Origin of the sequence: Ideonella benzenivorans (assembly GCF_020387415.1) — a bacterium.
GTDB classification, from domain to species: Bacteria; Pseudomonadota; Gammaproteobacteria; order Burkholderiales; family Burkholderiaceae_C; genus Ideonella; species Ideonella benzenivorans.
Window position 1 is genome coordinate 619,740 of sequence record NZ_JAGWCB010000010.1, and the last position, 24,049, is coordinate 643,788.

The window sequence follows — 24,049 nt, forward strand, 5'->3', positions numbered from 1 at the left end:
CGGCCTTGCGCGGCTTTATGCGCGAGGACCGTGTTGACCGCAGGGTTAGAACTGCGAATCACTTGGTGACCACCTTAAACGCCCGACTTTCTACGGTGGAGGTTGAGCTTTGCCCCTGAGCCGACAACGGCGTAAATATTTGAATGGCCTTTGTATTCGGAACTAGGAATTCGGCCTCCAAAATTGCTCTGCCGCTCCCCTTCGTTACCACCTCGAAATTTTGCGCTACCGCCGAATTGTCCGCAGCCTGGACCACGAGGGCCAGCGTTCCAGAGTCAGCACCCAGCGTGTATTCGATCTCAACCTTCATCTTCACTTCTTCACCGGCTTGCAGAACTTCCGCAACGCTGGGCGATACCGAGGCAATATGGACCGATGAACCACCAGGAGCGGGAGTCCCAAGGTGCGGATCGCTTCGCTGGCACGCGACGAGCAAGGCAGCAGAGAACAGAATAACTACAAACTGCCTGGAAAGCGTGGGAGTAGTCATAGCAGTTCTAACGTTCGAATTCAGCGGACGGTAAAAAGCGCAGATTTTTGACGGTCCGCTGGAATTATTGGTTGGGCCTTAAGTGTCAACGGAAACCCCCTTGAACTCACCTTCCTCAAACCAACAATTGAAAAGATACCCAAGGTTGTCAGTTATGCAGACGAATGTAATATCCCAAGGCTTGCTCTCGTCGCCAGCAAGTGGCACACCTATGCCGCCGGGCTGCAGGGCAGTTCCCCAATGCTCCGGGAACGGCTTGCGGACATAACTTTGATACTTGTCTATGACATCTTGCGATACACGGGAAAACATTGAGTCCCAGTTACCAGTCACCGTCTGGAAAAAAGCAACCTGCGCCTCTGAAGGCGGCTCAACTCCTATGGTTTCGATAGAAATCGACAGCTCATCATCCGAATATGCGTCATGCATCCAATATGGGCCACGCTTGCCGCTTTGTAGCGTAAGCCGACCGAAGACCGGATGCTCAAGTGACACGGAAGGAGTACCGAACAGTAGTCGCTTGAACAATCGGATCATGGTTGATAGGCCCAACGCCCTGGTTAACCGGCAAAAATGCGGAGCATTTTTGTCCGCGTTGAACCTAAAGTTAGGCTGGGGCGCGTAGGCACCAACATCTGATGTCGGATCAATTTTTCTTTAGAAATTCTGCCAAGACCTCGGAGAGGAACGAAAAGCCCAAGCCCATGAGGTAGACAACGATAGCGAAAGCGGCAGAGCCCACAATTGCTTGAAGAATCCAGTGCAGTGCTGCTTTTTGGGGCCGAATGAATTCAATGTTGGGGAAGAGTTTGCTGAACTGGGATAATAGCAACTGGTTCAGGTGGCCCCATATGTTAGAGAAAACGAGAAGAATGAATAAGAAGGAAATGGTGAAACCATTTTCGACCTTGACGTTCGGGGTGACTTTGAAGGCGAGCCAAAGGCTGACCAAGAAGCCTAAAGCGACTCCAACGAGCTGAACCAATAGGTTCGTCCAAGGGCTTCGTGCCAAGCCGTTTCTAGTCTTGTGTTTTACGATTACCTCATGGACGGCAGCAAAGGATGCCTCGGCCCAGTCTTTCGTGTCGGACGACGACACTAAGACGCATCTGGCAGGATCTTGTGCGTCCATGCACAGCTCAAGGTACGCGCCAGTGTTTCTATTGCTAGCTATAGCGTCAGCTGACTCGATAGTGAAGATGACTCGCTCTACTTTATTTGCTTGGTTGAAGTACCTGAGGAGTTCGTTGAGGTCGAAGACTCGATAGCCTTTGTTATCGAATCGAATGACGTACGTGAAAAATGCGTTTTTGCCTGCAGGGGACAATTCTGCTTGAAGCTGTGTAAAACGCTCCGCGAAGACGCTGTTAATTTGTGCAAGCCCCTCCACGTCGAATGACAGATTCTGTACGTGCTGGTCTCGGATGTAGAACGCCATTAGCGAGCCTTTGTTTTGCACGAAGAGCCTAACTAGTTATATACGTCAGAAGTGACGCATAACATCCCGGCGTAACGGATAACCTTTCAATGCATGGATTGCCAAGTCCTTGTCATATCTGATATTTTCCTGCTCGATGCAGGATAACATTCCATGCAGCGGCGTCAAATGCGTCAAGATCCCCCCATTTGGGGGTAAGAACACCGCTCCGCGGGTCTGGCAGCGTGCCATGCTGTGAACCGGCGTCAGGGCCTCTGATGGACGGCAGTAGCCGAACGGTGCCATTCGCGAACCCCCGCTCCTGGCCAAATCCGAGCCCCGACTCAACTCGCCCCAAACAGCGAGCCATCATTCCCAGCCCAGAAATGGAAAAGGGGCCTATGGCCCCTTTCACTTCTTCTACCAGGCCGCAAGCCCTCACTCCACCGTCACGCTCTTCGCCAAATTCCGCGGCTTGTCCACATCCGTCCCGCGCGCGCAGGCGGTGTGGTACGCCAGCAGCTGCAGCGGCACCACGTGCAGGATGGGGCTGAGCGGTCCATAGTGTTCGGGCATGCGGATGACGTGCACGCCTTCGCTGCTTTCGATGCGGCTGTCGGCGTCGGCAAACACATAGAGCTGGCCGCCGCGGGCGCGCACTTCCTGCATGTTGCTCTTGAGCTTTTCCAGCAGGGCGTCGTGCGGGGCCACCGTCACCACCGGCATTTCGGCGGTCACCAGGGCCAGCGGGCCGTGCTTGAGTTCACCGGCCGGGTAGGCCTCGGCGTGGATGTAGCTGATTTCCTTGAGCTTGAGCGCGCCTTCCAGCGCGATGGGGTAATGCAGGCCGCGGCCCAGGAAGAGCGCGTTTTCCTTGCGGGCGAAGGCTTCGGCCCAGGCGACGACCTGGGGCTCCAGCGCCAGCACGCCTTGCAGCGCGGCCGGCAGGTGGCGCATGGCCTTGAGGTGCCAGGCTTCCTGCGCGTCGGTGGTCTGGCCGCGCACCTGGGCCAGCGCCAGCGTCAGCAGGAACAGCGCGGCCAGCTGGGTGGTGAAGGCCTTGGTGCTGGCCACGCCCACTTCCACGCCGGCGCGGGTGATGTAGGACAGCGCGCACTCACGCACCATGGCGCTGGTGCCCACGTTGCAGATGGTCAGCGTGTGGACCATGCCCAGGCTGCGGGCGTGCTTGAGGGCCGCCAGCGTGTCGGCCGTCTCGCCGCTCTGGCTGATGGTGACGACCAGGGTCTTGGGGTCGGGCACGCTGTCGCGGTAGCGGTATTCGCTCGCGATCTCCACATCGGTCGGGATCTTGGCGATGCTTTCCAGCCAGTACTTGGCGGTCAGGCCGGCGTAGTAGCTGGTGCCGCAGGCCAGGATGAGCACGCGGTCCACCGCCTTGAAGATGCGGTAGGCCCCGTCCCCGAACAGCTCGGGGGTGATGCTTTCCACGCCTTCGAGCGTGTCGGCGATGGCGCGCGGCTGCTCGAAGATTTCCTTTTGCATGTAGTGGCGGTACGGGCCCAGCTCGGCCGCGCCACTGTGGGCGTGCACGGTGCGCACCGGGCGCTCCACCGGGCGGAACTGGCCTTCGGCGTCACGCGCGACGATCCAGTGCTTGCCCAGCTGCATGTCCACCACGTCGCCGTCTTCCAGGTAGACGATCTGGTCGGTGACGCCAGCCAGCGCCATCGCGTCCGAGGCCAGGTAGTTGGCGCCACCGGCGGCCGCGCCGCCCACGCCCAGGATCAGCGGCGAGCCTTCGCGCGCGCCCACCACCCGCTGCGGCTCGTCACGGCAGAAGACGGCAATCGCGTAAGCGCCCTTCAGGCGCTTGACGGTCTGCTGCACAGCTTCGAAGATGTCACCGTCATACAGGTGGTGCACCAGGTGGGCGATGACCTCGGTGTCGGTCTGGCTCTCGAAGACATAGCCCTTGGCCTGCAGCTCGGCGCGCAGCTCTTCGTAGTTCTCGATGATGCCGTTGTGCACCAGCGCGATCTTGTCGCCCGAGAAGTGCGGGTGGGCATTGGCCACGGCCGGGGCACCGTGGGTGGCCCAGCGGGTGTGGGCGATGCCGATCAGGCCCTGCACGCCGTCCTGGTCGATGTGCTCGCGCAGCTCGGCCACGCGGGCGGTGGAGCGGCTGCGGCGCAGCGCGCCGTCCTGGATGACGGCCACGCCGCAGGAGTCATAGCCGCGGTATTCCAGCCGCTGCAGGCCCTGGACCAGGACGGGAACCACATTGGCCGTGCTGACGGCGCCGACGATGCCACACATGAATCGCTCGCTTTGAGAGTTGACCCGCAGGTCGATGGACGGCATCGTAGAGCGGCCACACACAAAGATGCTTTCATGTTGAAAGCTGTTTTGACGGAAAATTTCTTCAAATCACTATCAAAGAACTTTCTTTCATTTGAAAGTATTCAATGGAATTTTCCATTACGCTGGACGCCACCGACTGGCGGCTGCTGGACCTGCTGCAGGCCGACGCCAGCCTGACCAACCACGCGCTGGCCCAGGCGGCCCATGTGTCGCCCGCCACCGCGCTGCGCCGGGTGCGCCGCCTGCGCGAGGAAGGCGTGATCGAACGCTTCACCGCCCTGCTGGGGGCGCCGCTGGCCGGTCAGGGGCTGCAGGCGCTGTGCGAGGTCACGCTGGACCGGCAAGGCGCCGAGCTGCTGGACGACTTCGAGGCCCGCGCGGTGGACGAGCCGCTGGTGCAGCAGTGCTGGCGGGTGTCGCCGGGGCCGGATTTCGTGCTGGTGGTCTGGGCGCCGGACATGCCCACCTTCCAGGCCCTGACCCAGCGCCTGTTCACGCAGGATGCGAACGTACGCAACGTGAAGAGCTTCTTCGCCCTCAAGCGGGCCAAGTTCGACCCGCGGGTGCCGGTGGAAACGCTGGCCGACCGCGCCGATCAGGACACGCGGCGGTAGCCGCCCGCCACCCCACGCGGCGAGAGCACCCACTGCCAGAGCTGGATGTCGCGGGCGCGGAAGGCGCCGGCACAGCACAGCAGGTAATAACGCCAGCGGCGGTAGAAGCGGTCGCCCAGCTCGGCCGCGAAGCGCGGCCAGGCGGCCTCGAAGTTGCGGTGCCAGGCCATCAGCGTGTGGTCGTAATCGGCGCCGAAGTTGTGCAGGTCTTCCACCACGAAGTGCGGCTCCATCGCCTTGCCCAGGCGGGCGATGCTGGGCAGCTCGCCATTGGGGAAGACATAGCGGTCGATCCAGGGGTCGGTGCCGTCGGCCGTGTCGTTGCGGCCGATGGTGTGCAGCAGGAACAGGCCGTCGTCGGCCAGACAGCGCCGGGCCACGGCCATGTAGTCGCCGTAGTTCTTGTGGCCCACATGCTCGAACATGCCCAGGCTGACGACGCGGTCGAAACGCTCGTCGAGCTCGCGGTAGTCCTGCAGGCGGAACTCCACCGGCAGATGGGCGTAGCGCTGGCGGCCATAGCCGGCCTGCTGCTCGGAGATGGTGACGCCCACGCACTGCACGCCATAACGCTCGGCGGCAAAGCCCATGAAGCTGCCCCAGCCGCAGCCGATGTCCAGCACCCGCATGCCCGGCCGCAGGCCCAGCTTGCGGCAGACCAGGTCCAGCTTGGCCTCCTGGGCCTCATCCAGCGTGCAGGCACCAGCCTGGTCACCACGGCCCTGCCAGTAGGCGCAGGTGTACGTCAGGCGCGCATCCAGCATGGCGGCGTAGAAATCGTTGCCCAGGTCGTAGTGCTCGCGCCCCACCTGCCAGGCCCGGCGCGGGTTCTGCAGGTTGAACAGCTTGGCCCGCAGCACATGCCAGGCCAGCGACAGGCTGTGCACCTGCTCGCCCAGGCGGGCCCGGATCAGGCGGGTGAACAGCTCATCCAGGCGCTCGCAGTGCCAGTCGCCGTCCATGTAGGACTCGCCCAGCGCCAGCGAACCGCCGGCCAGCACCCGCTCGGGCATCTCGGGGCGCAGCACACGGATGTCCCAGGGACGGTCCCCGTCCAGCCGCACATCGGCCAGGCCCAACCACTGGCCCAGGGCCTCGCGGGCCGACGACTGCCCCTTCTGGCGCCCACCGGACGCCGCCTCGGTGAAAACCTCGCTCATGCACGAACCCTGTCCAATCGGGGTACCGATGCGGGATGGCTGCCGCATCACAGCACGGGTCAATGTGCACCGATCCCGGCCTGTGTGCAAATGCAAAGTGCCCCTCCCCTCCATAGAACATGGCTATGAATTGGGGGGATCTGTCAGTGTTTTCTGAACCGATGTCAGCCGTTCAGCCCTGCTTGAGGATGGCCAGGCCCTTGAGGTATTCGCCCTCCGGGAAGCACAGCGTGGTCGGGTGGTCGGGCGCTGCTTCCAGGCGCTGCAGCAGGTAACCATCCACCTGGGCATCCAAGCCGGCGCCGGCCACGATCTTGTGGAACAGCTCGGCACCGATGCCGCCGGAGCAGCTGAAGGTCAGCAGCAGACCACCGGGCTTGAGCAGCTTCAGGCCCAGGCGGTTGATGTCCTTGTAGGCGCGGCTGGCGCGGTCGGCATGGGCCGCGCTGGGGGCGAACTTGGGCGGGTCCAGCACGATGGCGTCGAACTGGCGGCCGTCCTTGAGCATCTGGCGCAGGGTGCCGTTCACGTCGGCGTCCAGCGCGGTGTGGTGCGCCGGGTCGAAGCCGTTGAGAGCAACGTGCGCAGTGGCGCGGGCCAGCGCCGGGCCGGAGGAATCGACGCTCACCACCTCGGTGGCGCCGCCGGCCAGGGCCGAGACGCTGAAGCCGCCGGTGTAGCTGTAGCAGTTCAGCACGCTTTGGCAGCCGAACTGGGCCACCAGCTTGGCGAACAGCGCGCGGTTCTCGCGCTGGTCCAGGTAGTAGCCGGTCTTGTGGCCCTCTTCCACATCCACGGTCAGCTGGATGCTGTGCTCGCGCAGCGTGATGGTGGTGTCGCCGCCGCCGCGCAGCCAGCCCTTGGCGGGCGCCAGCCCTTCCATCTGCCGCACGCCGGAATCGCTGCGTTCGTACAGCCGGGTGCAGCCCAGCGCGGCGGTCTCGGCCAGCAGGGCGTCGGCGATTTGCGCTTTCCAGCGCTCGGTGCCGGCCGAGAGAAATTGCACCGAGAGGATGTCTTCGTAGCGGTCCACGATCAGGCCGGGCAGGCCGTCGGCCTCGCCGTGGATCAGGCGTACGCCGTTGCTCTGGATGGCCAGGCGCTGGCGCATGGCCACCGCGGCGGCGATGCGGTGCTGGAAGAAGCCCGCGTCGATGCGTTCGGCCTCGTCGAAGCTCCAGGCCCGCACCCGGATCTGCGAGCTGGGGCTGAAGGACGCCCAGGCCAGGAAGCCACCGTCGTGGCTTTCCACCCGCACTGTCTCGCCCAGGTCGGCCTTGCCCTTTTCCACGCTGCCGGCAAACACCCAGGGATGGCGGCGCAGCAGCGAACGTTCTTTTCCTTCGCGCAGGCGGATCACTTTCATGGCCGCCATTTTCGCCTGGGACCGGGCCGAACGCGGCGGTTCAGCCCCGTTGACGGCGCCAGACCAGCAGCGCAAAGCCCAGGACAGAGAGCGCCAGCGCCAGCAGGGCCCAGCCACTGGCCAGCTCCTGCAGGCGCAGCAGCGCGTCCTGTGCCAGCAGGCCGGGCAGCGAGGTCACATCCGGCTGCGGGCCGTCCAGGGCCGCCGCCAGCGCCGCCGGCTGGTCACGCAAGGGCAGCAGCGCACTGCCCAGGCGCAAGCCAAAGGTCTGCGCCGTCTGCAGCAGCTGGGGCAGGCCATAGCCCTTGGCCAGGATGGTGCCGCCCACGCCCCAGACCACCCAGAGCATGGGCACGCCCCAGCGCTTGAGCCAGGCGGCCGCGGCCATGCTCAGCAGGGCCACCGGGGCGATCCAGAAGCTGGCCAGCAGGGAACCCAGCACCATGCGCAGCGCCCCCGCCAGCAGCGGGCCCACCGCGTCCGTCCAGGGCAGGCCGGCCAGAACGGACCAGCCCAGTCCGCGGCCCACCAGCACGGCCGCCGCCAGCAAGCCGCTGGGAATGGCCAGCACCATCAGCAGCAGTGGCAGCAGCACCAGGTTCATCAGCACGGTGGCGCCCACGGCCGCCGTGTCGGACACGGGCAGCGAGCGCCAGAATTCGATGCTGCGGTCCTGCCAGTCGCGCCGGGCCAGGCCGCCGCTCTGGATGTAGGCCACCAGCCAGCCCACGCCCGACAGCAGGGCCGTGTAGACGGTGGCAGTGATCAGCAGCGTGGCCACCGGGCTGGCGTCGCCGCCCACCTGCACGTGGCCCAGCGACAGGCCCAGCAGGCCGAACGCCAGGGGCACCAGCGCGATCAGCCACCAACGGCGGCCGTGCTGCAGCCACTCGCGCAGCAACAGGGTTTGAAAGGTCTTCATGCGCAGGTCTCCGGTTCAGCGCGGGGTCGCGCGGTTGAGTTCGGGCGCGCGGGTCAGCGCGACGAACAGGTCCACCAGGCTGGGCCGCAGCCGCTGGCCCAGCGCCGCCACCTCGGGCGGCGGCTCGCCCTGGAACAGCGCCGCCGGCTGGCCCTGACTGCGGTAGCGCAGCAGCGGGTGCGCGGCCGCCACGGCGTCGGCCACGGCCGGGTCGTGGCTGAAGGCCACGAAGCGCTCATCCACCTCGGTCAGCGGGATGTTGAGCACCAGCCGGCCTTCGCTGAGCATCAGCACGTCCGACAGCAGCGACTCCACCTCTTCCACCTGGTGGGTGGAGATGAGCACGCTGCGCTCGCCGTCGCACCACTCGTCCAGCAGCATCTCGTAGAAGGCCTTGCGCGAGAGCACGTCCAGCCCCAGCGTGGGTTCGTCCAGGATCATCAGCCGCGCGTCAATGGCGGCCACCAGCGCCAGGTGCAGCTGCACCACCATGCCACGCGAGAGGGTCTTGACCTTGTCGTTCAGGCCGACGCTGGTGCGCTGCAGCAGCTGCCGCGCCCGCTCCGCCGAGAAGCGCGGGTGCAGGCCGGCCATCAGCGTGATCAGCTCCGAAGCCCGGGCCCAGCGCGGCAGGATGGCCACGTCCGGGATGTAGCAGAGCGACTGCAGCAGCGTGGTGCGCTGGCGCTGCGGGTCCAGCCCCAGCACGCGCAGCGCGCCCTCGTGGCTGCTCAGCCCGACCAGGGTGCGCATCAGGCTGGTCTTGCCGGCGCCGTTGTGGCCCAGCAGGCCGACGATGCGGCCGGCCGGGATCTCGAAATCCAGCCCGTCGAGCACGCGCTTCTTGCCGTAGTGCAGGCCCAGGCCGCGGGCCTGGATCAGGGGTTCGCCCGTCATGCGAGGTGTCCTTCCCAGTCAAGTTCATCGGGGCCCAGCCCCAGTCGCCGCAGGCGCCGCCGCAGTGCCGGCCATTCCTGTTCGAGAAAGCGCTGGCGGGCCAGTGCGCGCAGACGCTCACGAGCCCCCTCGCGCACGAACAGGCCCAGACCGCGGCGGTTCTCCAGCAACCCATCTTCGCTGAGGGCCTGCAAGGCCCGTCCCACGGTCAGGGGATTGAGCAGGTACTGGCCGGCCAGCACGCGCACCGAAGGCATGGCCTCGCCCTCGCGCGGCTCGCCGTCCAGCAGCCGGCCGGCCAGTTGCTCGGCCAGTTGGCGGTAGATCGGTTGACGGTCATCCCAGTGCATGGGCGCTCCCGTGTGTTGGTGAGGTAACACACTCTAGGCGCTTGCCGGCCCACCCACCCGGCCGATGCGACGAACGACCGCCCGGGCCGACGAACGACAGCCCCACCTGTCACCTGGCTGCGGGATGGCCGCACCGCCGCCGGGCTGGCAGCATCGCGGCCACACACTTTCAGGAGGAACCATGAACCACCCCGTGCCCCCCCGCCTCGCCCCCGCCCTGCTGCTGGCCCTGCTGACGCTGGCCGGTTGCGGCAAGGTGCAGGAAGCCACCAGTGAGAAGGCCACCGAGAAGATGGCCGAAGCGGCCATCAACCAGAACGGCGGCGATGCCAAGGTCGACATCCACCAGGGCGGTGTGAAGGTGGAAGGCACCGACGAGAAGGGCCAGTCCTTCAAGATGGAGATGGGCGCGGCCCAGATCGGCGAAAAGGACCTGGGCATTCCCTTCTACCCCGGCGCCAAGCCGGTGCCCAACCACAGCAACCGCTTCGCCAACGGCGACCAGGAGATGCTGCAGGTGGAGCTGACCAGCAGCGATGCGCCCCAGAAGGTGGCCGACTGGTACCGCAGCCAGCTCAAGGCCCACACCGAGGGCAAGATGGTGATGGACCAGAGCGAAGACCAGGGCATGTCGCTGACCATCAACGACCCGAAGAGCGAGAGCACGGTGATCGTCGAGGTCAAGGCCGCCGACAGCGGCAGCTCCATCAGCCTGACCCATGGGCGCAAGGCCCCCACCAAGGGCTGACTGAGAGAGTACTTAAGTAGTTTCCCGTACCATGTGGGCATGACTTGGAATGAAAACCTGGCCCGCGTCCGGGCCTCTGTGGACGATGCCGTCGGCCTGGTGCGCGACGGCGATTGGCTGGTCGTGCCGGTCGGTGCCGGTGAGCCCCCCGCCCTGCTGACCGCGCTGTCGGAGCGCCGCCGCTCGCTGCACGGTGTCACCGTGGTGCAGATGCTGCCGCTGCGCCCCTTCGGCTATTTCGACCCAGAGACGGTGGACCACATCCGGCCGGTGTCGATGTTCCTGGGGGGCCCCTCGCGCGCGGGCGCCCAGGCGGGCTGGCTGCCGCTGATCCACGGCCATTTCTCGGACTTTCCGGTGATGTTCGCCCGCGGCGAGGTGCGTTCGGACATCGTGTTCGCGCTGGCCTCGCCGATGGATGCGGACGGCTATTTCCACCTCGGCGTCTCGGCCGACTACACGCTGGCCGCCATCGAGCGCGCCCGCACCGTGGTGCTGGAAGTGAATCCTCACGTGCCCCGCACCGGCGGCCCGGCCAAGGTGCACATCTCCAAGGTCAGTGCCTGGATCGAGGATGATCGGCCGCTGACCACGCTGCCACCGTCCGAGACCGGCCCGGTGCAGCAGGCGATCGCGAAGTTCGTCGAACCGCTGATCCACGACGGCGACACGCTGCAGATCGGCATCGGCGGCATCCCGGACGCGGTGGTGGCGCTGCTCAAGGGCAAGCACGACCTGGGCGTGCACAGCGAGATGATCGGCGACGGCCTGCTGAGCCTCATCGAGAGCGGTGCCGTCACCAACCGGCGCAAGACCTTCATGCCCGGCAAGATGGTGGCCACCTTCGCGCTGGGTTCGGAGAAGCTCTACCGCTTCCTGGACACCTGCCCGGATTTCGAGCTGCACCCGTCGGACTTCACGAACGACCCCTACATCGCCAGCCAGAACGACAACCTGGTGTCGCTCAACGCGACGCTGCAGATCGACCTGCTGGGCCAGTGCGGCTCGGAAAGCCTGGGGCCCAAGCCCTACTCGGCCACCGGCGGCCAGACCGACTTCATCCGCGCGGCCAACCGCTCCAAGGGTGGGCGCTCGATCATCGTCGTGCCCTCCACCGCCAAGGGCGACACCATCTCGCGCATCGTGCCCACGCTGACGCCGGGCACCCATGTCAGCGCCAGCAAGAACGATGTGAACTACGTCGTCACCGAGTACGGCGTGGCCCAGTTGCGCGGGCGCACCTCGAACGAGCGGGTCGAGGCCCTGATCGGGATCGCCCATCCGGCCTTTCGCGACGAGCTGCGGGCCCAGGCCAAGGCGATGCACCTGATCTGAGCGGGGCTCAGCCCCCGCCGGTCTTGCGCCGCGCGCGCGGGTGCGCGGCGTCGTACACCTTGGCCAGGTGCTGGAAATCCAGCTGGGTGTAGATCTGCGTGGTGCTGATGCTGGCATGGCCCAGCAGCTCCTGCACCGCCCGCAGGTCGCCACTGGACTGCAGCAGGTGGGTGGCGAAGCTGTGGCGCAGCATGTGGGGATGCACCGAGGTGGGCAGGCCCGCCTCCAGCGCCAGCCGCTTGAGCCGGCTGCGCACCTGGCTGTCCGACAGCCGGGTGCCGCGGCTGCTGACGAACAGCGCCGCCTCGCCCGGCGCGGCCAGGCTGACGCGCTGCAGGTCCCAGGCCGCCAGCGCCTGCAGCGCATGCGAGCCCACCGGCACACTGCGCCGCTTGTGGCCCTTGCCCAGCACATGGACGGTGGCGTCGTCCGCATCCACCCAGCCGGCGGCGTCGGCACTGGGCAGGGCATCCAGCGAGACCAGTTCCCCCACCCGCAGACCGCTGCCGTAGAGCAGCTCGACGATGGCGTGGTCGCGCGCCGCCAGCGCGGGGTCGGTGTTCTGAGCGCTGTGGCTGGCCAGCGCCACCGCCTGGTCCACCGGCAAGGCCTTGGGCAGCGGCTTGCCAGCCCTGGGCGGGCGGATGCCGTCCACCGGGTTCAGGGCCACGCCACCGCGCCGACCCCACCAGCGGTACAGCCCGCGCCAGGCCGACAGCTGCAGCGCCAGGCTGCGCGGTGACAGGCCCGGCCCCTGGCCGGCGCCATGCAACTGGGCCAGCAGCAGGCGCACATGGTGCGGCTGCAGGCGCTCCAGCGGCACGTTCAAGCCGGCCGCGCCCCGCGCCAGCCGGGTCAGCGCGTCGGTGTAGAGGGCCAGCGTGCGCGCGGCGACGCGGCGCTCCACCCGCAGATGGTCCAGGTAGCGCGGCAGCGGCTCGGGCAGGGCCTGCCCCGCGTCCGGGCCGCCGTCGCTCATGGCCTCACTCGCCCGTCACCATCAGCCGGCCCAGGGCCGCGCTGGCGATGTCGCCCACCTGTTCCAGGAACTCGGTGCCCATGTCGCTCTGGTAGCGCAGCGCGTCGGGCGAGCCCAGCACCAGCAGGCCGAAGCACTCGGCGGCCGACGGCCCCAGGCGCAGCGGCACCAGCGCCAGCGACTGGGCCGGCGTCGCGTCGCCCAGCCATTGCGCGGCCTCGAACTGGGCGTTCAGGCCGCAGTAGGGTTGCGACAGGCTGGCGGCGAAGGTCTTGATGTCCTCGCTGACGCCCTGGGCCCAGGGCAGGTGGGCAAAGGCCGGGGCCACGCCCCAGACGCGCACCGCCGCCTGCGGGATCAGGAACTCGTGCTTGAGCTCGGCCACCAGCACCTCGCCCAGCATGGTGGCGCCGCGCGCCAGCATCACGGCGCAGGTCCAGCGGTGCATGCGCTCGGCGATCAGCACGTTCTCCTGCCCGGCGCGGATCATCTCCATGATCTTGCGCTCCAGGCCCTTGATGCGCTCGCGCAGCATCTCCATCTGCCGCTCCTGCAGCGAGACGGCGCGCTGGCCATGCGGGCTGGTGAGCTGGATGCTGGCCAGCAGCTCGGCCTGGCGCTCGAAGAAGCCCGGGTTGTTGGCCAGGTAGTTGGCGATGTCCTGTTCGGTGATGCCCTGCACCCCGTTCTCGTTGCTCGTCACAGCTCGATCTCTCCTTCAAAGACGGTCACCGCCGGACCGGTCATCATCACCGAGTGGCCCTCGCCGGCCCAGGTGATGGTCAGCACGCCGCCGCGGGTGTGCACGTCCACCGTGGCATCCAGCCAGCCCAGGCGAATGCCGGCCACCACCGCCGCGCAGGCGCCGGTGCCACAGGCCAGGGTCTCGCCCGCATCACGCTCATAGACACGCAACGCCACCTCGGTGCGCGAGCGCACCTGCAGAAAGCCGGCGTTGACCTTGCGCGGAAAGCGCGGGTGGGCTTCGATCTTCGGACCCCAGTCGGCCACCGGCGCGGTGGCCACGTCGTCCACCCGCAGCACGGCGTGCGGGTTGCCCATCGACACCAGCGCCACCTCGGCCTGCACGCCACCGCCCAGGTCCAGCGGCCACAGCGGCATGCCGTTCACCTCGCGCGGCGTCAGCCCGGTGGGGTCGAAAGGCAGGTCGGCCGGCGCGAAGCGGGGCTGGTTCATGTCCACCGTGACCCGACCGTCGGGCTGCAGGGTCAGGGTCAGCAGGTTGTTGACGGTTTCCACGCGGATGGTGGTCTTGTCGCTCAGCCCGTGGTCGTGCACATAGCGCACGAAGCAGCGCGAGCCATTGCCGCACTGCTCCACCTCGTCGCCGGTGGCGCCGTTGAAGATGCGGTAGCGGAAGTCGACCCCCGGCGCCTGCGCGGCCTCGACGACCAGGATCTGGTCGGCGCCCACGCCAAAGCGGCGGTCGCCCAGGAACTGCAGCTGTTCCCGGCGCAGCGCCAGCGGCGCACGGGTGGCGTCCAGCACGACGAAGTCGTTGCCGGCACCGTGCATCTTGGTGAAGTGCAAACGCATGGGGGGGATTATCAGACGGCGGGACAGCCCCCCCGACCCGGCGCCGCGCGCCCTTTTCGAATTTTTTTGAGTCCGGCATTTAAGGCCGCCGCCCCCCGCGCCGCCTAGTGAGGGGGAGGACGTCAATCAGAGGTCCTGAAACCCAACCAGGAGTGATCCCCATGCTGAGCCTGAACACCAACCTCGCCGCGCTGTCCACCCAAAACTCGCTGTCCGCCAGCCAAAAGGCCCTGTCGACGTCCATGGCCCGCCTGGGCACGGGCTACCGCGTCAATTCCGCGATGGACGACGCCGCCGGCCTGCAAATCGCCACCCGCCTGAACGCCCAGACCCGCGGCATGGCCGTGGCCCAGAAGAACACCCAGAACGGCATCTCGATGATGCAAACCGCTGAAGGCGCCTTCAGCGAAGTGACCGACATCCTGCAGCGCATGAAGGATCTGGCGACCGAGGCCTACACCGCCTCGACCACGTCCACCGACCAGACCGCCATGCAGTCCGAGTTCGACGCCCTGGGCACCGAACTGGGCAACATCGTCAAGAACACCTCGTTCGGCGGCAAGCAGCTGTTCAGTAACGGCACGACGACCGACGGTTCCGGCGGCCTGCTGAGCACCGCCACGCTGACCTTCCAGATCGGCGCCTCGGCCGGCGAAACGATGAAGGTCGACACCCAGACCTCGCTGACCGCCGTGGCCACCGCCCTGGACAGCGCCAGCTCGAACTACGCCACCCCGGGCACCGCCGGCACCGAACTGACCGGCGGCTCAAACGCCATCATCACCACGCTGAGCACGGCCCTGGACGCCGTCGGCTCGTTCCGCTCCACGCTGGGCGCGGCCTCCAACCGCCTGGACCACGTCTACAACAACCTGGCCAACATGAGCACCAACACCTCGGCGGCCAAGGGTCGGATCATGGACGTGGACTACGCCACCGAGACCTCGAACATGACCTCCAAGCAAATGCTGCTGCAAGCCGGTACCTCGATGCTCAAGCAATCGAACTCGATGTCGCAAATGGTCCTGTCGCTGATGCAGTGATGGACCGCGGGCCGGCCCCCCGCCGGCTCCTGGACCACGGCCGGGCTGGCGACAGTCCGGCTTTTTTTATGGTGTTTTCCCGCCTTAAGGCCCTGCCGCCGCCCGTCGCCCCTTATGGGTAAGGGACCGGCTGGGGTCCCCGTCCTGCCCCCCACCCTTTTCTGAGAGGCCACCCCGATGGCACTGGACCGCGTCGCCCCCGTCAGCATGCCGCGCCCGGTGCTGGGCACCGGCAGCTGGGCCCCCCCCGCCTGGCGAGCCGGCGACCTGGTGCTGCTGCGCCTGGTGGGTTTTCAGGACGGCATGGCCTTGCTGCAAGGGGCCGAGGGCCGGGTCTGGCGCCTGCCGGGCTCGGACCCACGCCTGGCCAACCTGCCCCCGGGCACGCCGCTCAGTTGGACCGTGGTCAGCACCCGGCCCCAGCTGGCCTTGCAGCTGCAAAGCACGACCGCGACGCCCGGCGACGATGGCCCGCCCAGCACGGCGCCCCCTCAGGCCACCGCCGAGGCCCCCCCGACCGCCACCCCGGCCGCCGGCCCGGCGCTGAACGACCTGCGCCCCGATGCCGAGATCCTGCGGTTGATCCACCCCCTGAGCGCCGAGGCCACGCGGCTGGCCTTCCAGTGGCGCCGCCAGGTGCTGACCGGCACCGGCCGCGGCAGCGATGCGCGCGAGCGCTGGCGCCAGCGCGCCGCGGATGGCGCCCTGCCCTGGGGGCTGCTGGCCAGCTGGCTGTCGCAGGAGGAGGCGCCGGACGAAGACACGGCGCCGCCGCCCCGGTCACCACGCTTTGAACTGGGTCTGGGCCCTTTGCGCCTGGGCTTGCTGCTGGTCGAGCCCGACCCCGACCTGGATCGCGACGCGCCCCCACAGGTCCGCCCCCTGGCCCTGCGCGTGATGCTGAACCCGCCCGGCTGGGGGCCGGTGGTGCTGCAGATCGAACTGGGGCGCCCCGGGCTGCGCCTGCGGCTGGCCGCGGCCGAGGCCGCCACCTTGGCGCGGCTGCAGGCGCGGCTGCCGCAGCTGACCGGCCTGATCAGCCGCCTGGGGCTGACGCTGCAGGCCAGCCGGCTCGACCGGCTGGGCCCGGGCATGGACCTGTGGACGCCGCCGGCCGGCAGCGTGCGGCCAGCCCGCCTGCCGCCACTGCTGTTTCGCGTGGCGGCCGAGCTCTGCCTGGCACTGTGGGCGGACGAGCTGGTGCCCCCCGCCCCGCGGTCGCGGCGGGCTGCCTCAGCCCAGTGAGCCGACGATGCTGACCTCGCGCTGCTCGGGCACCTCGTTGTAGGACAGCACACTCAGGCCCGGCGCGAACAGCCGCGCGTAGCGGGCCAGCAGCGGCCGGATCTGCGGCATCACCAGCAGCACCGGCGCGGTGGCCTGCTGCTTCATCTGCTCGCGCACGGTGGGCATGTTCAGCTGCAGCTGCGACAGCAGCTGCGGATCGACCGGGAAGTTGTCCAGCGCCACCTTCTGGTTGCCCTGGCGGGCCTGGTTCAGCGCCCCCAGCAGCAGGCTTTCCAGCTCGCCGCTGAGGTTGAAGGCCTTGAGTTCGGCCGCCGGCCCGCACAGGCCGTTGACGATCTGGCGGCGCAGCGTGCAGCGCACCTCGGCGGCCAGCATCAGCGGGTCCTTGGTGGCCTCGGCGTTCTCCAGCAGCGTGGTGGCCACCGGCACGATGTCCTTGAGCGACACCCCTTCGGCCAGCAGCGCGCGGAAGACCTTGAGCAACTGGCTGTGGTTGAGCGCCTTCTCCAGCGCGGCCGCCAGCTTGGGCGCCAGCGTGGTCAGGCGCTCCAGCAGCGCGGCCACGTCGTCGTGGCGCAGCAGCTCGGGCAGCTGCTCGCGCACCAGCTTCGACAAGTGGGTGGCGATCACGCTGGGCACATCCACCACCTGGTAGCCCAGGCCCAGCGCATGGGCCTTGTCTTCCGGGGCGATCCAGACCACCGGCATGCGGTAGGCCGGGTCCACCGCCGGCAGGCCGTCCAGCTCGCCGTAGGTCTGCGGCGAAGGAATGGCCATCAGCCGGTCGGGGTGCACCTCGCCACCGGCCAGCGGCGTGCCGTTGAGCAGCACGCTGTACTGGGTGGGCTTGAGGCCCAGGTCGTCGCGCACGCCGATGGCCGGCAGCAGCAGGCCCATCTGCTCGCTGAGCGTCTGGCGCAAGCCCTTGACCCGCTGCGTCAGCGGCGCGCCGTGCGCCTGGTCGATCAGGCCCACCAGGCGGTAGCCCACGGTCAGGGTCAGCGGCTCGACCACCGGCAGGCTGCGCCAGTCCAGCTCGGGCGGGCGCTCCACCACCAACGCCGCCTGCAGAGCCTGTTCGGGCTCGGCCACCGGCTTGGGCTCGCGCTGGTGCATGCGCCAGCCGGCAAAGGCCAGCAGCGCGGCAAAGGCCAGGAAGGTCATCCGCGGCATGCCGGGGATGCTGGCCAGCAGCGCCATCATGCCGGCGGCGCTGAACAGCACCGCCGGGTTGGCCAGCAGCTGCTCGCCGACCTGGGTCTCGAAGTCGCCCGAATCGCTGATGCGGGTGACGATGATGGCGGCGGCCGAGGACAGCAGCAGCGCCGGAATCTGGGCCACCAGGCCATCGCCGATGGTCAGCAGCGCGTACTGGCGGAAGGCATCGGAGAAGCTGAGGTCGTGCATCAGCGCGCCGATGGCCACGCCGCCCAGCATGTTGATCAGCAGGATCAGGATGCCGGCGACGGCGTCGCCGCGCACGAACTTGGAGGCGCCGTCCATCGCGCCGTAGAAGTCGGCCTCCATGCCCACCTCGCGGCGGCGGGCCTGGGCCTTCTCCTGGTTGATCAGGCCGGCGTTCAGGTCGGCGTCGATCGCCATCTGCTTGCCGGGCAGCGCATCCAGCGTGAAGCGGGCCGAGACCTCCGAGATGCGCTCCGCGCCCTTGGTGACCACCACGAAGTTGATGATCATCAGGATGACGAAGACCACCAGGCCGACGACGAAGTTGCCGCCGATCACCACGTTGCCGAAGGCCTCGATCACATGGCCGGCCGCCTGCGTGCCCTCGTGGCCGTGCAACAGCACCACCCGGGTGGAGGCCACGTTGAGCGTCAGCCGCATCAGCGTGGTGGCCAGGATGATGGTCGGGAAGACCGAGAAATCCAGCGGCCGCTTGGCGCTCACGCTGACCAGCACCACCACCATCGCCAGCACGATGTTGAACGTGAACAGCACGTCCAGCAGCGCCGGCGGCAGCGGCAGGATGATCATGGCCAGCACGGCCATCAGGAACAGCGGCGTGGCCACCTTCTGGCGACGGACTTCGGCAAGGAATCGGCTCAGCGCGTTCATGGCGTGATCTCGGAAAGGTGGGCTGGCACCGGGATGTCGGTGGGCAGCACGGGCGCGGCGGGGCGGCGCCCCTGCTGGAAGGCCTGGAGTGCCAGCACGTGGTGCAGCACCAGTGCCACGGCCTTGTAGAGCGCGGCGGGGATCTGCTGCTGGACCTGGCTGGTGCGGTAGATGGCGCGCGCCAGCGGCGGGATCTCCAGCACCTCCACCCGGTGTTCCCGCGCCAGCTGGCGGATGTAGAGGGCCATCTCGTCCACGCCCTTGGCCACCACGTAGGGGGCCTGGGCGCGCTTCTCGTCGTACTTCAGCGCAACGGCGTAGTGCTCGGGGTTGACGATCACCACGTCCGCGGTGGGCACCGTCTTGCGCGCACCGCGGCGGGCCAGCGCCAGCTGCAGCTGGCGGATGCGCTGGCGCACCTCGGGCCGGCCCTCGTTGTTCTTGTGCTCTTCCTTGACTTCCTGCTTGCTCATGCGCTGCTGGCGCATGAACAGGAAGCGCTGCAGCGGCAGGTCGGCCAGCGCGAACAGCACGAAGACCATCGCCATCGACAGGATGCCGTCCATCATCAGCCCGGCCCCGACCTCGATGGCCTGGCTCAGGCTGAGCGACTGCAGGTGCAGCTCCGCGGGCAGCGCCGAGCGCACCACATGCCACAGCACCGCCAGCAGCACGCCCACCTTGAACAGCGACAGGCCGAACTCGCTGAAGTGTTTGCCCGAGACGAGCCGGCCCAGGTTGCTCAGCGGGTTGAAGCGTTCCAGCTTGGGCTGCAGGTTGCTGGTGCTGAAGATCCAGCCGCCCGGCCACAGCGAGCCCGCGATGATGGCCAGCGGAATCACCGCCAGCGGGGCCACCATCTTGACCAGCAGCAGCATGACCGCCGGAAAGACCAGCGAGCCCAGGTTCAGCAGGCTCTCGGGTCCGTCCAGCGGCGAGAGGATCAGCTGGAACAGGGCCCGGAAATCGGCCAGCCAGGACGGCATCAGCAGCATCACCAGCTTGATGCCCAGCAGCAGGCCGATGGCCGTGGCGACGTCGCGCGAGCGGACGACCTGGCCCTGCTCGCGCACCTTGCGCAGCTTCTGCTGCGAGGCCTGTTCGGTCTTGTCGCTGGCTTCATCGGCCATGCGCGGCCTCCTTGGCCTGCATCAGCCCCTGCTGCAGCAGGTCCAGCGTGTGCTGGGTCGCCTGCAGGTAATGCGCCGGCAGCGACGGGGCCAGCGCCCACAGCATCAGCACGCCAAACAGCGTGACCACCGAGAAGCCGAGCGAGAACAGGTTCATCGTCGGCGCCACCCGGTTCAGAAAACCGAAGCCGATCTGCACCACCAGGGTGGAGAACACCAGCGGCAGCGCCAGCAGCATCGCGGCCGAGAAGACCCAGCCCACCTGCAGCACCAGCGTGTCCAGCGACAGCTGCCCCCAGCCGGCGCCGACCGGCCAGGCCTTGAAGCTGGCGCCCAGCACGCCGGTGATCACCAGGTGGCCGTCCACCGCGAAGAACACCAGGGTGCAGAGGATGAACAGCAGGTTGGACACCGCGTCCGACGCGCTGCCGTTGAGCGGGTCGTTCATCACCGCCATCGCCAGCCCCATCTGCGAGGAGGCCAGGTAGCCCAGCACCTGGAACACCGCGATGGCCAGTTGCAAGGCCAGCCCGATGGCCAGGCCGATCACCGCCTGCTCCAGCGTGGCGACCACGCCCTGCAGGGACAGCGGGTCGATCGGCACCGCGCCCTGGGCGGCCACCGGCATCAGGATCACGCCCAGCACCAGCGCCAGCAGGATGCGCACCGTCACCGGCACCAGGGCCTCGCCCAGCACGGGCGCCATGCTGAGCACGGCCAGGCTGCGGCAGAACGGCCACCACAGGGCCGCGAGCAGCGCCGGCAGTTTCAGCAGCAGGGCGTCCATCGGCGGGCCGCCCTCAGCCGACCAGGGCCGCGGCCCGGTGGAAGATGCTGACGCAGTAGTCCATCAGCATGACCACCATCCAGCGCCCGGCCAGGCCCACCACCAGCAGCGTGACCAGCAGGCGCGGCAGAAAGCTCAGGGTCTGCTCGTTGATCTGGGTGGCGGCCTGGAACAGGCTGACCACCAGGCCCACCACCAGGCCCGGCAACACCAGCACCGTGACCAGCAGCATCACCAGCTTCAGGCATTCGGCCACCAGGTCGGCGGCGATCTCGGGGGTCAGCATGGGCGGCGTTCCTCGCGCGGGTTCAGACGGGATGCACGCTGCTGACCAGGGTCTGGACGGTCAGCGTCCAGCCGTCCACCAGCACGAACAGCAGCAGCTTGAGCGGCAGCGAGATGACCAGCGGCGAGAGCATCATCATCCCCATGGCCATCAGCACCGAGGACACCACCAGGTCGATGACCAGGAAGGGGATGAACAGCAGGCAGCCGATCTGGAAGGCGGTCTTGAGCTCGCTGAGCACGAAGGCCGCCAGCTTGACGGTGAAGGCATGGTCCTCGGGCTTGGCCACCTTGGTGTCGCCGGCCAGGCCCGCCACCTGCTGCAGCGCGGCCTTGCTGGTCTGGGCCAGCATGAAGCGCGACAGCGGCTGCGCAGCGCGCTCCAGCGCCACCTCCATGCTGATCTGGTTCTGGTCGTAGGGCTTGAAGGCCTGGCTCCAGATCTGGTCGCCCACCGGGCGCATCACCAGCAGCGTGAGGATCAGCGCCACGCCGGTGACGATGCGGTTGGGCAGGCCCTGCTGCAGGCCCAGGGCCTGGCGCAGCAGCGACAGCACGATCACGAAGCGGGTGAAGCTGGTCATCATGAGCACCAGCGCGGGCAGCAGCCCGAGCAGGGTCATCAGGACCAGGATCTGCGACTTGACGGTCAGGCCGCCGGCGGGGCCGGCCGCCCCCAGGTCGGGCAGCTTCAGTTCGTCGGCCTGCGCCGCGGCCGCGCCAGCCAGCAGGGCCAGCATCAGCAGCGGACGGGCCCAGGCCCGCAGCACCGGCCATCGCGGCATGGAACTCATCCTTGCAGGCTGTCCAGGTCCAGGCCGCTGAGCTCGACGACCTTCAGGCCGTAGTTGTCGCCGGAGACCACCACCTCGGCCCGGCCCACCGGCGTGCCGTTGGCCTTGATGACCAGCGGCTCGCCGGCCAGCGCGTCGAGCTCGACCACCGACTCTTCGTTCAGGTCGGCCAGGTCCTGCAGGCTGACGCGGGCGCTGCCGACTTCCAACGTCAGCGTGATGGGGATGCGGCGCATCATCTGCGACAGGTCGCGGCGCGGCTTGGCCGGCGCGGCCGTCGGAGCCACCTCGGGCGTGTCCAGGTCGATCAGGTCAGGGCCGTCGCCCAGCAGGGGGTCCATCTCCAGCTTGTCGTTGGCGTTCATGGGTTCGGTCACTCCGCGTCTTGGAAGGAAGTCAGGCACAGCTTGCCCTGGCGTTCGGCCACCGTGGCGGTGAACAGCCGGGCATCGTCGATCAGCACATCGGTGGCCCCCAGGCGCACCGGCAGCACCTCACCGGGCCGCAGGTCCAGCAGCCTGCCCAGCGGCATGTCCTGCTGCAGCAGGCGGGCGGTCAGGGTCAGGCCCAGGCGGTGCGGGAAGGGCCGGGCCGCGTCCCGCTGTTCGCGGCCCCGGCTGCGCCGCATCGGCTCCAGCCACTTGAACAGGCGCTCCATCCAGAAGGCGTCGAGCACGAAGGCCCCCCGGCCCCGCACACCGGAGTCGGCGTCCTGCAGCTCGAAGTCCAGTTGCCAGCCCTGCGCCGGTGCCGGGCAGCCGCCCAGGCCCTCGGGCTGCGCCGCGCTGGCCGGCACGGCGCCTTCCAGCCCGTCCCGGCAGCGGGCCAGCAGCACGGCCAGCCACTGCCGGCCCAGCTGGCGCACCAGCCGTTCTTCGGTGCTGGTCTCACCCACCTGGGTCGGATCGCAGGCCGGCGGCAGCTGTTCGCGGCTCAGCCCGTAGCGGTAGCCCAGCACGCACAGGGCGGCGCTGCGGTCGAGCATGAACTGCAGGCGCCCGTCCTCGGCGGCGTAGGCCGTCCAGCGCCCGGGCCGGGGCTGGACCGCGCCGAAGCGCAGGCCGTCCAGCGACAAGGCCGCACGGTGATGGCGGTTGAAGGGCTGGACCCAACTGCGTTCCAGGTCGTCGTGCAGGCGTTGCGCCACCTCGGCCAGTCGGTGGACTGGACGCCCGAGGTAGCGGGGGTCCACCACCTGCGGCGCACCGACGCGCGGCGTCGAAGATGTATTGGCCATGGATGTGCTGTCTGTACAGGATGAAGCCGATGAATTTCGACCCCAGCACATGCTAGTGAAGCGACGCGCCGGGCGATCCCTCGCACAGCGCCTGTTTTTCTGCCGTATTTCACATTGCAATGCAGCATGTCCGCAGGGTGAGGCCGGCGGCGTGGGGGGGCGCACCGCCACACCGGATATCCCGCGCCGGGCCCTTTGAATCCCGGGGCGCCCTTCACAAAAGGTTCACCGGATTCCGTGCAGCAGATCACGGGGCCGGATGTTGCATTGCATCAAACCCAACTTGCATTTCTTCACAGAGCCAGCAGAATGGGCACCATTCTTGGCACACCCGCACGAAAGTCGGGGTCGCAAAGCTTCCGGTCTGTCGTCCTGTCCAGGACCACGATAGCGGGGCCGCCGAACCGGTGGCAGCCGGCCTTGCGCCGCGCTGCCGACCTGGATGCCCGTCCAGCACCCCTGGCAGGGCCGGTTCGTCGCCGTCACCACGGCCGTGGTGACGTTGCGCCCTTTCTCTCCTCGGGAGCGCCGCTGCCGCCACCCGCTTCAGAAAGGACGCCCGCATGCTCTCCAGAGCCCCCTGCACCGCATGCCATCCACGGCACCTTCGCCACGGCAACGGCAGGCCTGCCACCCCCCAGGCACTTCCTGTCGCAGACCTGCGGGATAGCCCGGAGAAACAGGTCAAGGACGGCCTTTACTTTTCTTTGAACTTGCCGTTACCACAGCGAAGATAGGTTTCAACGAAAACACAGGGCAACGCCGCCCGTTCGCTGGGAATCCCCACCATGCATGGACACCCGAGCCTCAGGGCAAGGGTCAGGGATTCCTTTGCCCTTCGCCGGGAATGTCTCGCGGAGAAATGGTCGGCAGCTCCGGTTTTCCATCCGAAATCCCTTAGCGAACATTCAGGAAATTCTGACCGCCATGGATATGTCTGTTGCACTGCAACGCGAGTTGGCCGATATTCAGTCAAACCTGACATCCATTCGGAATAATCCGATGGATATCGCCACGCCCTCGTCCCAGGCCGACGCTGCGGGCACCGGAAACCCCGGTTTCCTGGCCGCCATGCAGGACGTGGTCCGTTCGGTCGACGGCCAGGAACAGACCGCCGCCCAGAAGGTCGAGGCGGTGGAGAGCGGCCGCTCCGACGACCTGGTGGGCGCGATGCTCTCCAGCCAGGAGGCCAGCCTGTCGTTCTCCATGCTCATGCAGGTGCGCAACAAGGTGATGGGCGGCCTGGACGAGCTGATGAAGCTCCCGCTGTGAGGCCGAGCGCGCAATGA

Annotated in this window: 25 protein-coding genes and 1 riboswitch; of the genes, 6 read left to right on the top strand and 19 right to left on the bottom strand. The window is 67.6% G+C overall.

Going from position 1 to position 24,049, the window contains the following annotated elements:
- Nucleotides 1-58: 58 nt before the first annotated feature.
- The 4 genes from KGA65_RS11655 to glmS form a co-directional block, all read right to left on the bottom strand.
- Entirely contained in the window at nt 59-490 is a 432-nt protein-coding gene (locus KGA65_RS11655) for a hypothetical protein (RefSeq protein WP_225863276.1), read from the bottom strand.
- A 78-nt stretch (nt 491-568) separates the two neighbouring features.
- Nucleotides 569-1,027: a hypothetical protein gene (locus KGA65_RS11660; RefSeq protein WP_225863277.1), complete on the bottom strand. Its 459-nt coding sequence runs from the start codon at nt 1,025-1,027 to the stop codon at nt 569-571.
- 109 nt (nt 1,028-1,136) lie between these two features.
- Nucleotides 1,137-1,928 (bottom strand): hypothetical protein, encoded by a 792-nt coding sequence (locus KGA65_RS11665; protein WP_225863278.1) that lies wholly within the window; start codon nt 1,926-1,928, stop codon nt 1,137-1,139.
- 417 nt (nt 1,929-2,345) lie between these two features.
- The gene (gene glmS, locus KGA65_RS11670) at nt 2,346-4,187 is read right to left on the bottom strand and encodes a glutamine--fructose-6-phosphate transaminase (isomerizing) (RefSeq protein WP_225863469.1); all 1,842 of its coding nucleotides are present in this window, start codon (nt 4,185-4,187) and stop codon (nt 2,346-2,348) included.
- Between the two features lie 149 nt (nt 4,188-4,336).
- Between glmS and KGA65_RS11675 the strand changes: the two genes are divergently transcribed.
- Nucleotides 4,337-4,846 (top strand): Lrp/AsnC family transcriptional regulator, encoded by a 510-nt coding sequence (locus KGA65_RS11675; protein ID WP_225863279.1) that lies wholly within the window; start codon nt 4,337-4,339, stop codon nt 4,844-4,846.
- Here KGA65_RS11675 and cfa read toward each other — a convergent pair.
- From cfa to KGA65_RS11700, 5 genes are all read right to left on the bottom strand, one after another.
- On the bottom strand, nt 4,828-6,006 hold the full coding sequence (gene cfa / locus KGA65_RS11680; RefSeq protein ID WP_225863280.1) for a cyclopropane fatty acyl phospholipid synthase: 1,179 nt from the start codon (nt 6,004-6,006) through the stop codon (nt 4,828-4,830). The two genes, KGA65_RS11675 and cfa, sit on opposite strands and share 19 nt — an antisense overlap.
- Before the next feature lie 172 nt (nt 6,007-6,178).
- On the bottom strand, nt 6,179-7,372 hold the full coding sequence (locus tag KGA65_RS11685) for a class I SAM-dependent rRNA methyltransferase (protein WP_225863281.1): 1,194 nt from the start codon (nt 7,370-7,372) through the stop codon (nt 6,179-6,181).
- Between the two features lie 40 nt (nt 7,373-7,412).
- The gene (locus KGA65_RS11690; RefSeq protein ID WP_225863282.1) at nt 7,413-8,294 is read right to left on the bottom strand and encodes a hypothetical protein; all 882 of its coding nucleotides are present in this window, start codon (nt 8,292-8,294) and stop codon (nt 7,413-7,415) included.
- A 15-nt stretch (nt 8,295-8,309) separates the two neighbouring features.
- Nucleotides 8,310-9,191 carry an ABC transporter ATP-binding protein gene (locus KGA65_RS11695; RefSeq protein WP_225863283.1) on the bottom strand — a complete coding sequence of 294 codons (882 nt, stop codon included), beginning with the start codon at nt 9,189-9,191 and terminating at the stop codon, nt 8,310-8,312.
- The gene (locus tag KGA65_RS11700; RefSeq protein ID WP_225863284.1) at nt 9,188-9,541 is read right to left on the bottom strand and encodes a GntR family transcriptional regulator; all 354 of its coding nucleotides are present in this window, start codon (nt 9,539-9,541) and stop codon (nt 9,188-9,190) included. The genes KGA65_RS11695 and KGA65_RS11700 overlap by 4 nt, the downstream gene beginning before the upstream one ends.
- Nucleotides 9,542-9,722: 181 nt before the next feature.
- Here KGA65_RS11700 and KGA65_RS11705 point away from each other — a divergent pair, with 181 nt between their 5' ends.
- Together KGA65_RS11705 and KGA65_RS11710 are read left to right on the top strand one after the other, a co-directional pair.
- Nucleotides 9,723-10,289 carry a hypothetical protein gene (locus tag KGA65_RS11705; RefSeq protein WP_225863285.1) on the top strand — a complete coding sequence of 189 codons (567 nt, stop codon included), beginning with the start codon at nt 9,723-9,725 and terminating at the stop codon, nt 10,287-10,289.
- Between the two features lie 39 nt (nt 10,290-10,328).
- The gene (locus KGA65_RS11710; RefSeq protein WP_225863286.1) at nt 10,329-11,624 is read left to right on the top strand and encodes an acetyl-CoA hydrolase/transferase family protein; all 1,296 of its coding nucleotides are present in this window, start codon (nt 10,329-10,331) and stop codon (nt 11,622-11,624) included.
- Between the two features lie 7 nt (nt 11,625-11,631).
- On the opposite strand, the gene KGA65_RS11715 is transcribed toward KGA65_RS11710, so the two are convergent.
- The 3 genes from KGA65_RS11715 to dapF are packed head-to-tail and all read right to left on the bottom strand — an operon-like array spanning nt 11,632 to nt 14,160.
- Nucleotides 11,632-12,603, bottom strand: coding sequence for a tyrosine recombinase XerC (locus KGA65_RS11715; RefSeq protein ID WP_225863287.1), 972 nt, complete (start codon nt 12,601-12,603; stop codon nt 11,632-11,634).
- Between the two features lie 4 nt (nt 12,604-12,607).
- On the bottom strand, nt 12,608-13,306 hold the full coding sequence (locus KGA65_RS11720; RefSeq protein WP_225863288.1) for a DUF484 family protein: 699 nt from the start codon (nt 13,304-13,306) through the stop codon (nt 12,608-12,610).
- Entirely contained in the window at nt 13,303-14,160 is an 858-nt protein-coding gene (gene dapF, locus KGA65_RS11725) for a diaminopimelate epimerase (RefSeq protein WP_225863289.1), read from the bottom strand. Before dapF ends, KGA65_RS11720 begins: the two co-directional genes overlap by 4 nt.
- Before the next feature lie 161 nt (nt 14,161-14,321).
- Between dapF and KGA65_RS11730 the strand changes: the two genes are divergently transcribed.
- The gene (locus KGA65_RS11730) at nt 14,322-15,203 is read left to right on the top strand and encodes a flagellin N-terminal helical domain-containing protein (protein WP_225863290.1); all 882 of its coding nucleotides are present in this window, start codon (nt 14,322-14,324) and stop codon (nt 15,201-15,203) included.
- Nucleotides 15,204-15,380: 177 nt separating this feature from the next.
- The gene (locus tag KGA65_RS11735; RefSeq protein ID WP_225863291.1) at nt 15,381-16,448 is read left to right on the top strand and encodes a hypothetical protein; all 1,068 of its coding nucleotides are present in this window, start codon (nt 15,381-15,383) and stop codon (nt 16,446-16,448) included.
- Here KGA65_RS11735 and KGA65_RS11740 read toward each other — a convergent pair.
- From KGA65_RS11740 to KGA65_RS11770, 7 genes are read right to left on the bottom strand one after another with little or no spacing between them, the layout of a single operon-like run.
- Complete coding sequence (locus KGA65_RS11740) at nt 16,437-18,527, bottom strand: flagellar biosynthesis protein FlhA (RefSeq protein ID WP_225863292.1); 2,091 nt, start codon at nt 18,525-18,527, stop codon at nt 16,437-16,439. The two genes, KGA65_RS11735 and KGA65_RS11740, sit on opposite strands and share 12 nt — an antisense overlap.
- Complete coding sequence (gene flhB / locus KGA65_RS11745; RefSeq protein WP_225863293.1) at nt 18,524-19,657, bottom strand: flagellar type III secretion system protein FlhB; 1,134 nt, start codon at nt 19,655-19,657, stop codon at nt 18,524-18,526. Before flhB ends, KGA65_RS11740 begins: the two co-directional genes overlap by 4 nt.
- Nucleotides 19,647-20,444: a flagellar biosynthetic protein FliR gene (fliR, locus tag KGA65_RS11750; protein WP_225863294.1), complete on the bottom strand. Its 798-nt coding sequence runs from the start codon at nt 20,442-20,444 to the stop codon at nt 19,647-19,649. The genes flhB and fliR overlap by 11 nt, the downstream gene beginning before the upstream one ends.
- Before the next feature lie 13 nt (nt 20,445-20,457).
- Nucleotides 20,458-20,730 (bottom strand): flagellar biosynthesis protein FliQ, encoded by a 273-nt coding sequence (fliQ, locus tag KGA65_RS11755; RefSeq protein WP_310740959.1) that lies wholly within the window; start codon nt 20,728-20,730, stop codon nt 20,458-20,460.
- A gap of 22 nt (nt 20,731-20,752) precedes the next feature.
- Entirely contained in the window at nt 20,753-21,514 is a 762-nt protein-coding gene (gene fliP / locus KGA65_RS11760; RefSeq protein WP_225863295.1) for a flagellar type III secretion system pore protein FliP, read from the bottom strand.
- A 5-nt stretch (nt 21,515-21,519) separates the two neighbouring features.
- Nucleotides 21,520-21,888, bottom strand: coding sequence for a FliM/FliN family flagellar motor switch protein (locus KGA65_RS11765; protein ID WP_225863296.1), 369 nt, complete (start codon nt 21,886-21,888; stop codon nt 21,520-21,522).
- Nucleotides 21,889-21,896: 8 nt separating this feature from the next.
- Nucleotides 21,897-22,760, bottom strand: a complete 864-nt coding sequence (locus KGA65_RS11770; protein WP_225863297.1) for a FliM/FliN family flagellar motor C-terminal domain-containing protein — start codon at nt 22,758-22,760, stop codon at nt 21,897-21,899.
- Nucleotides 22,761-23,074: 314 nt separating this feature from the next.
- A riboswitch (cyclic di-GMP riboswitch) is annotated at nt 23,075-23,164 on the top strand.
- 598 nt (nt 23,165-23,762) lie between these two features.
- Here KGA65_RS11770 and fliE point away from each other — a divergent pair.
- On the top strand, nt 23,763-24,032 hold the full coding sequence (fliE, locus tag KGA65_RS11775; protein WP_225863298.1) for a flagellar hook-basal body complex protein FliE: 270 nt from the start codon (nt 23,763-23,765) through the stop codon (nt 24,030-24,032).
- Nucleotides 24,033-24,049 lie beyond the last annotated feature (17 nt).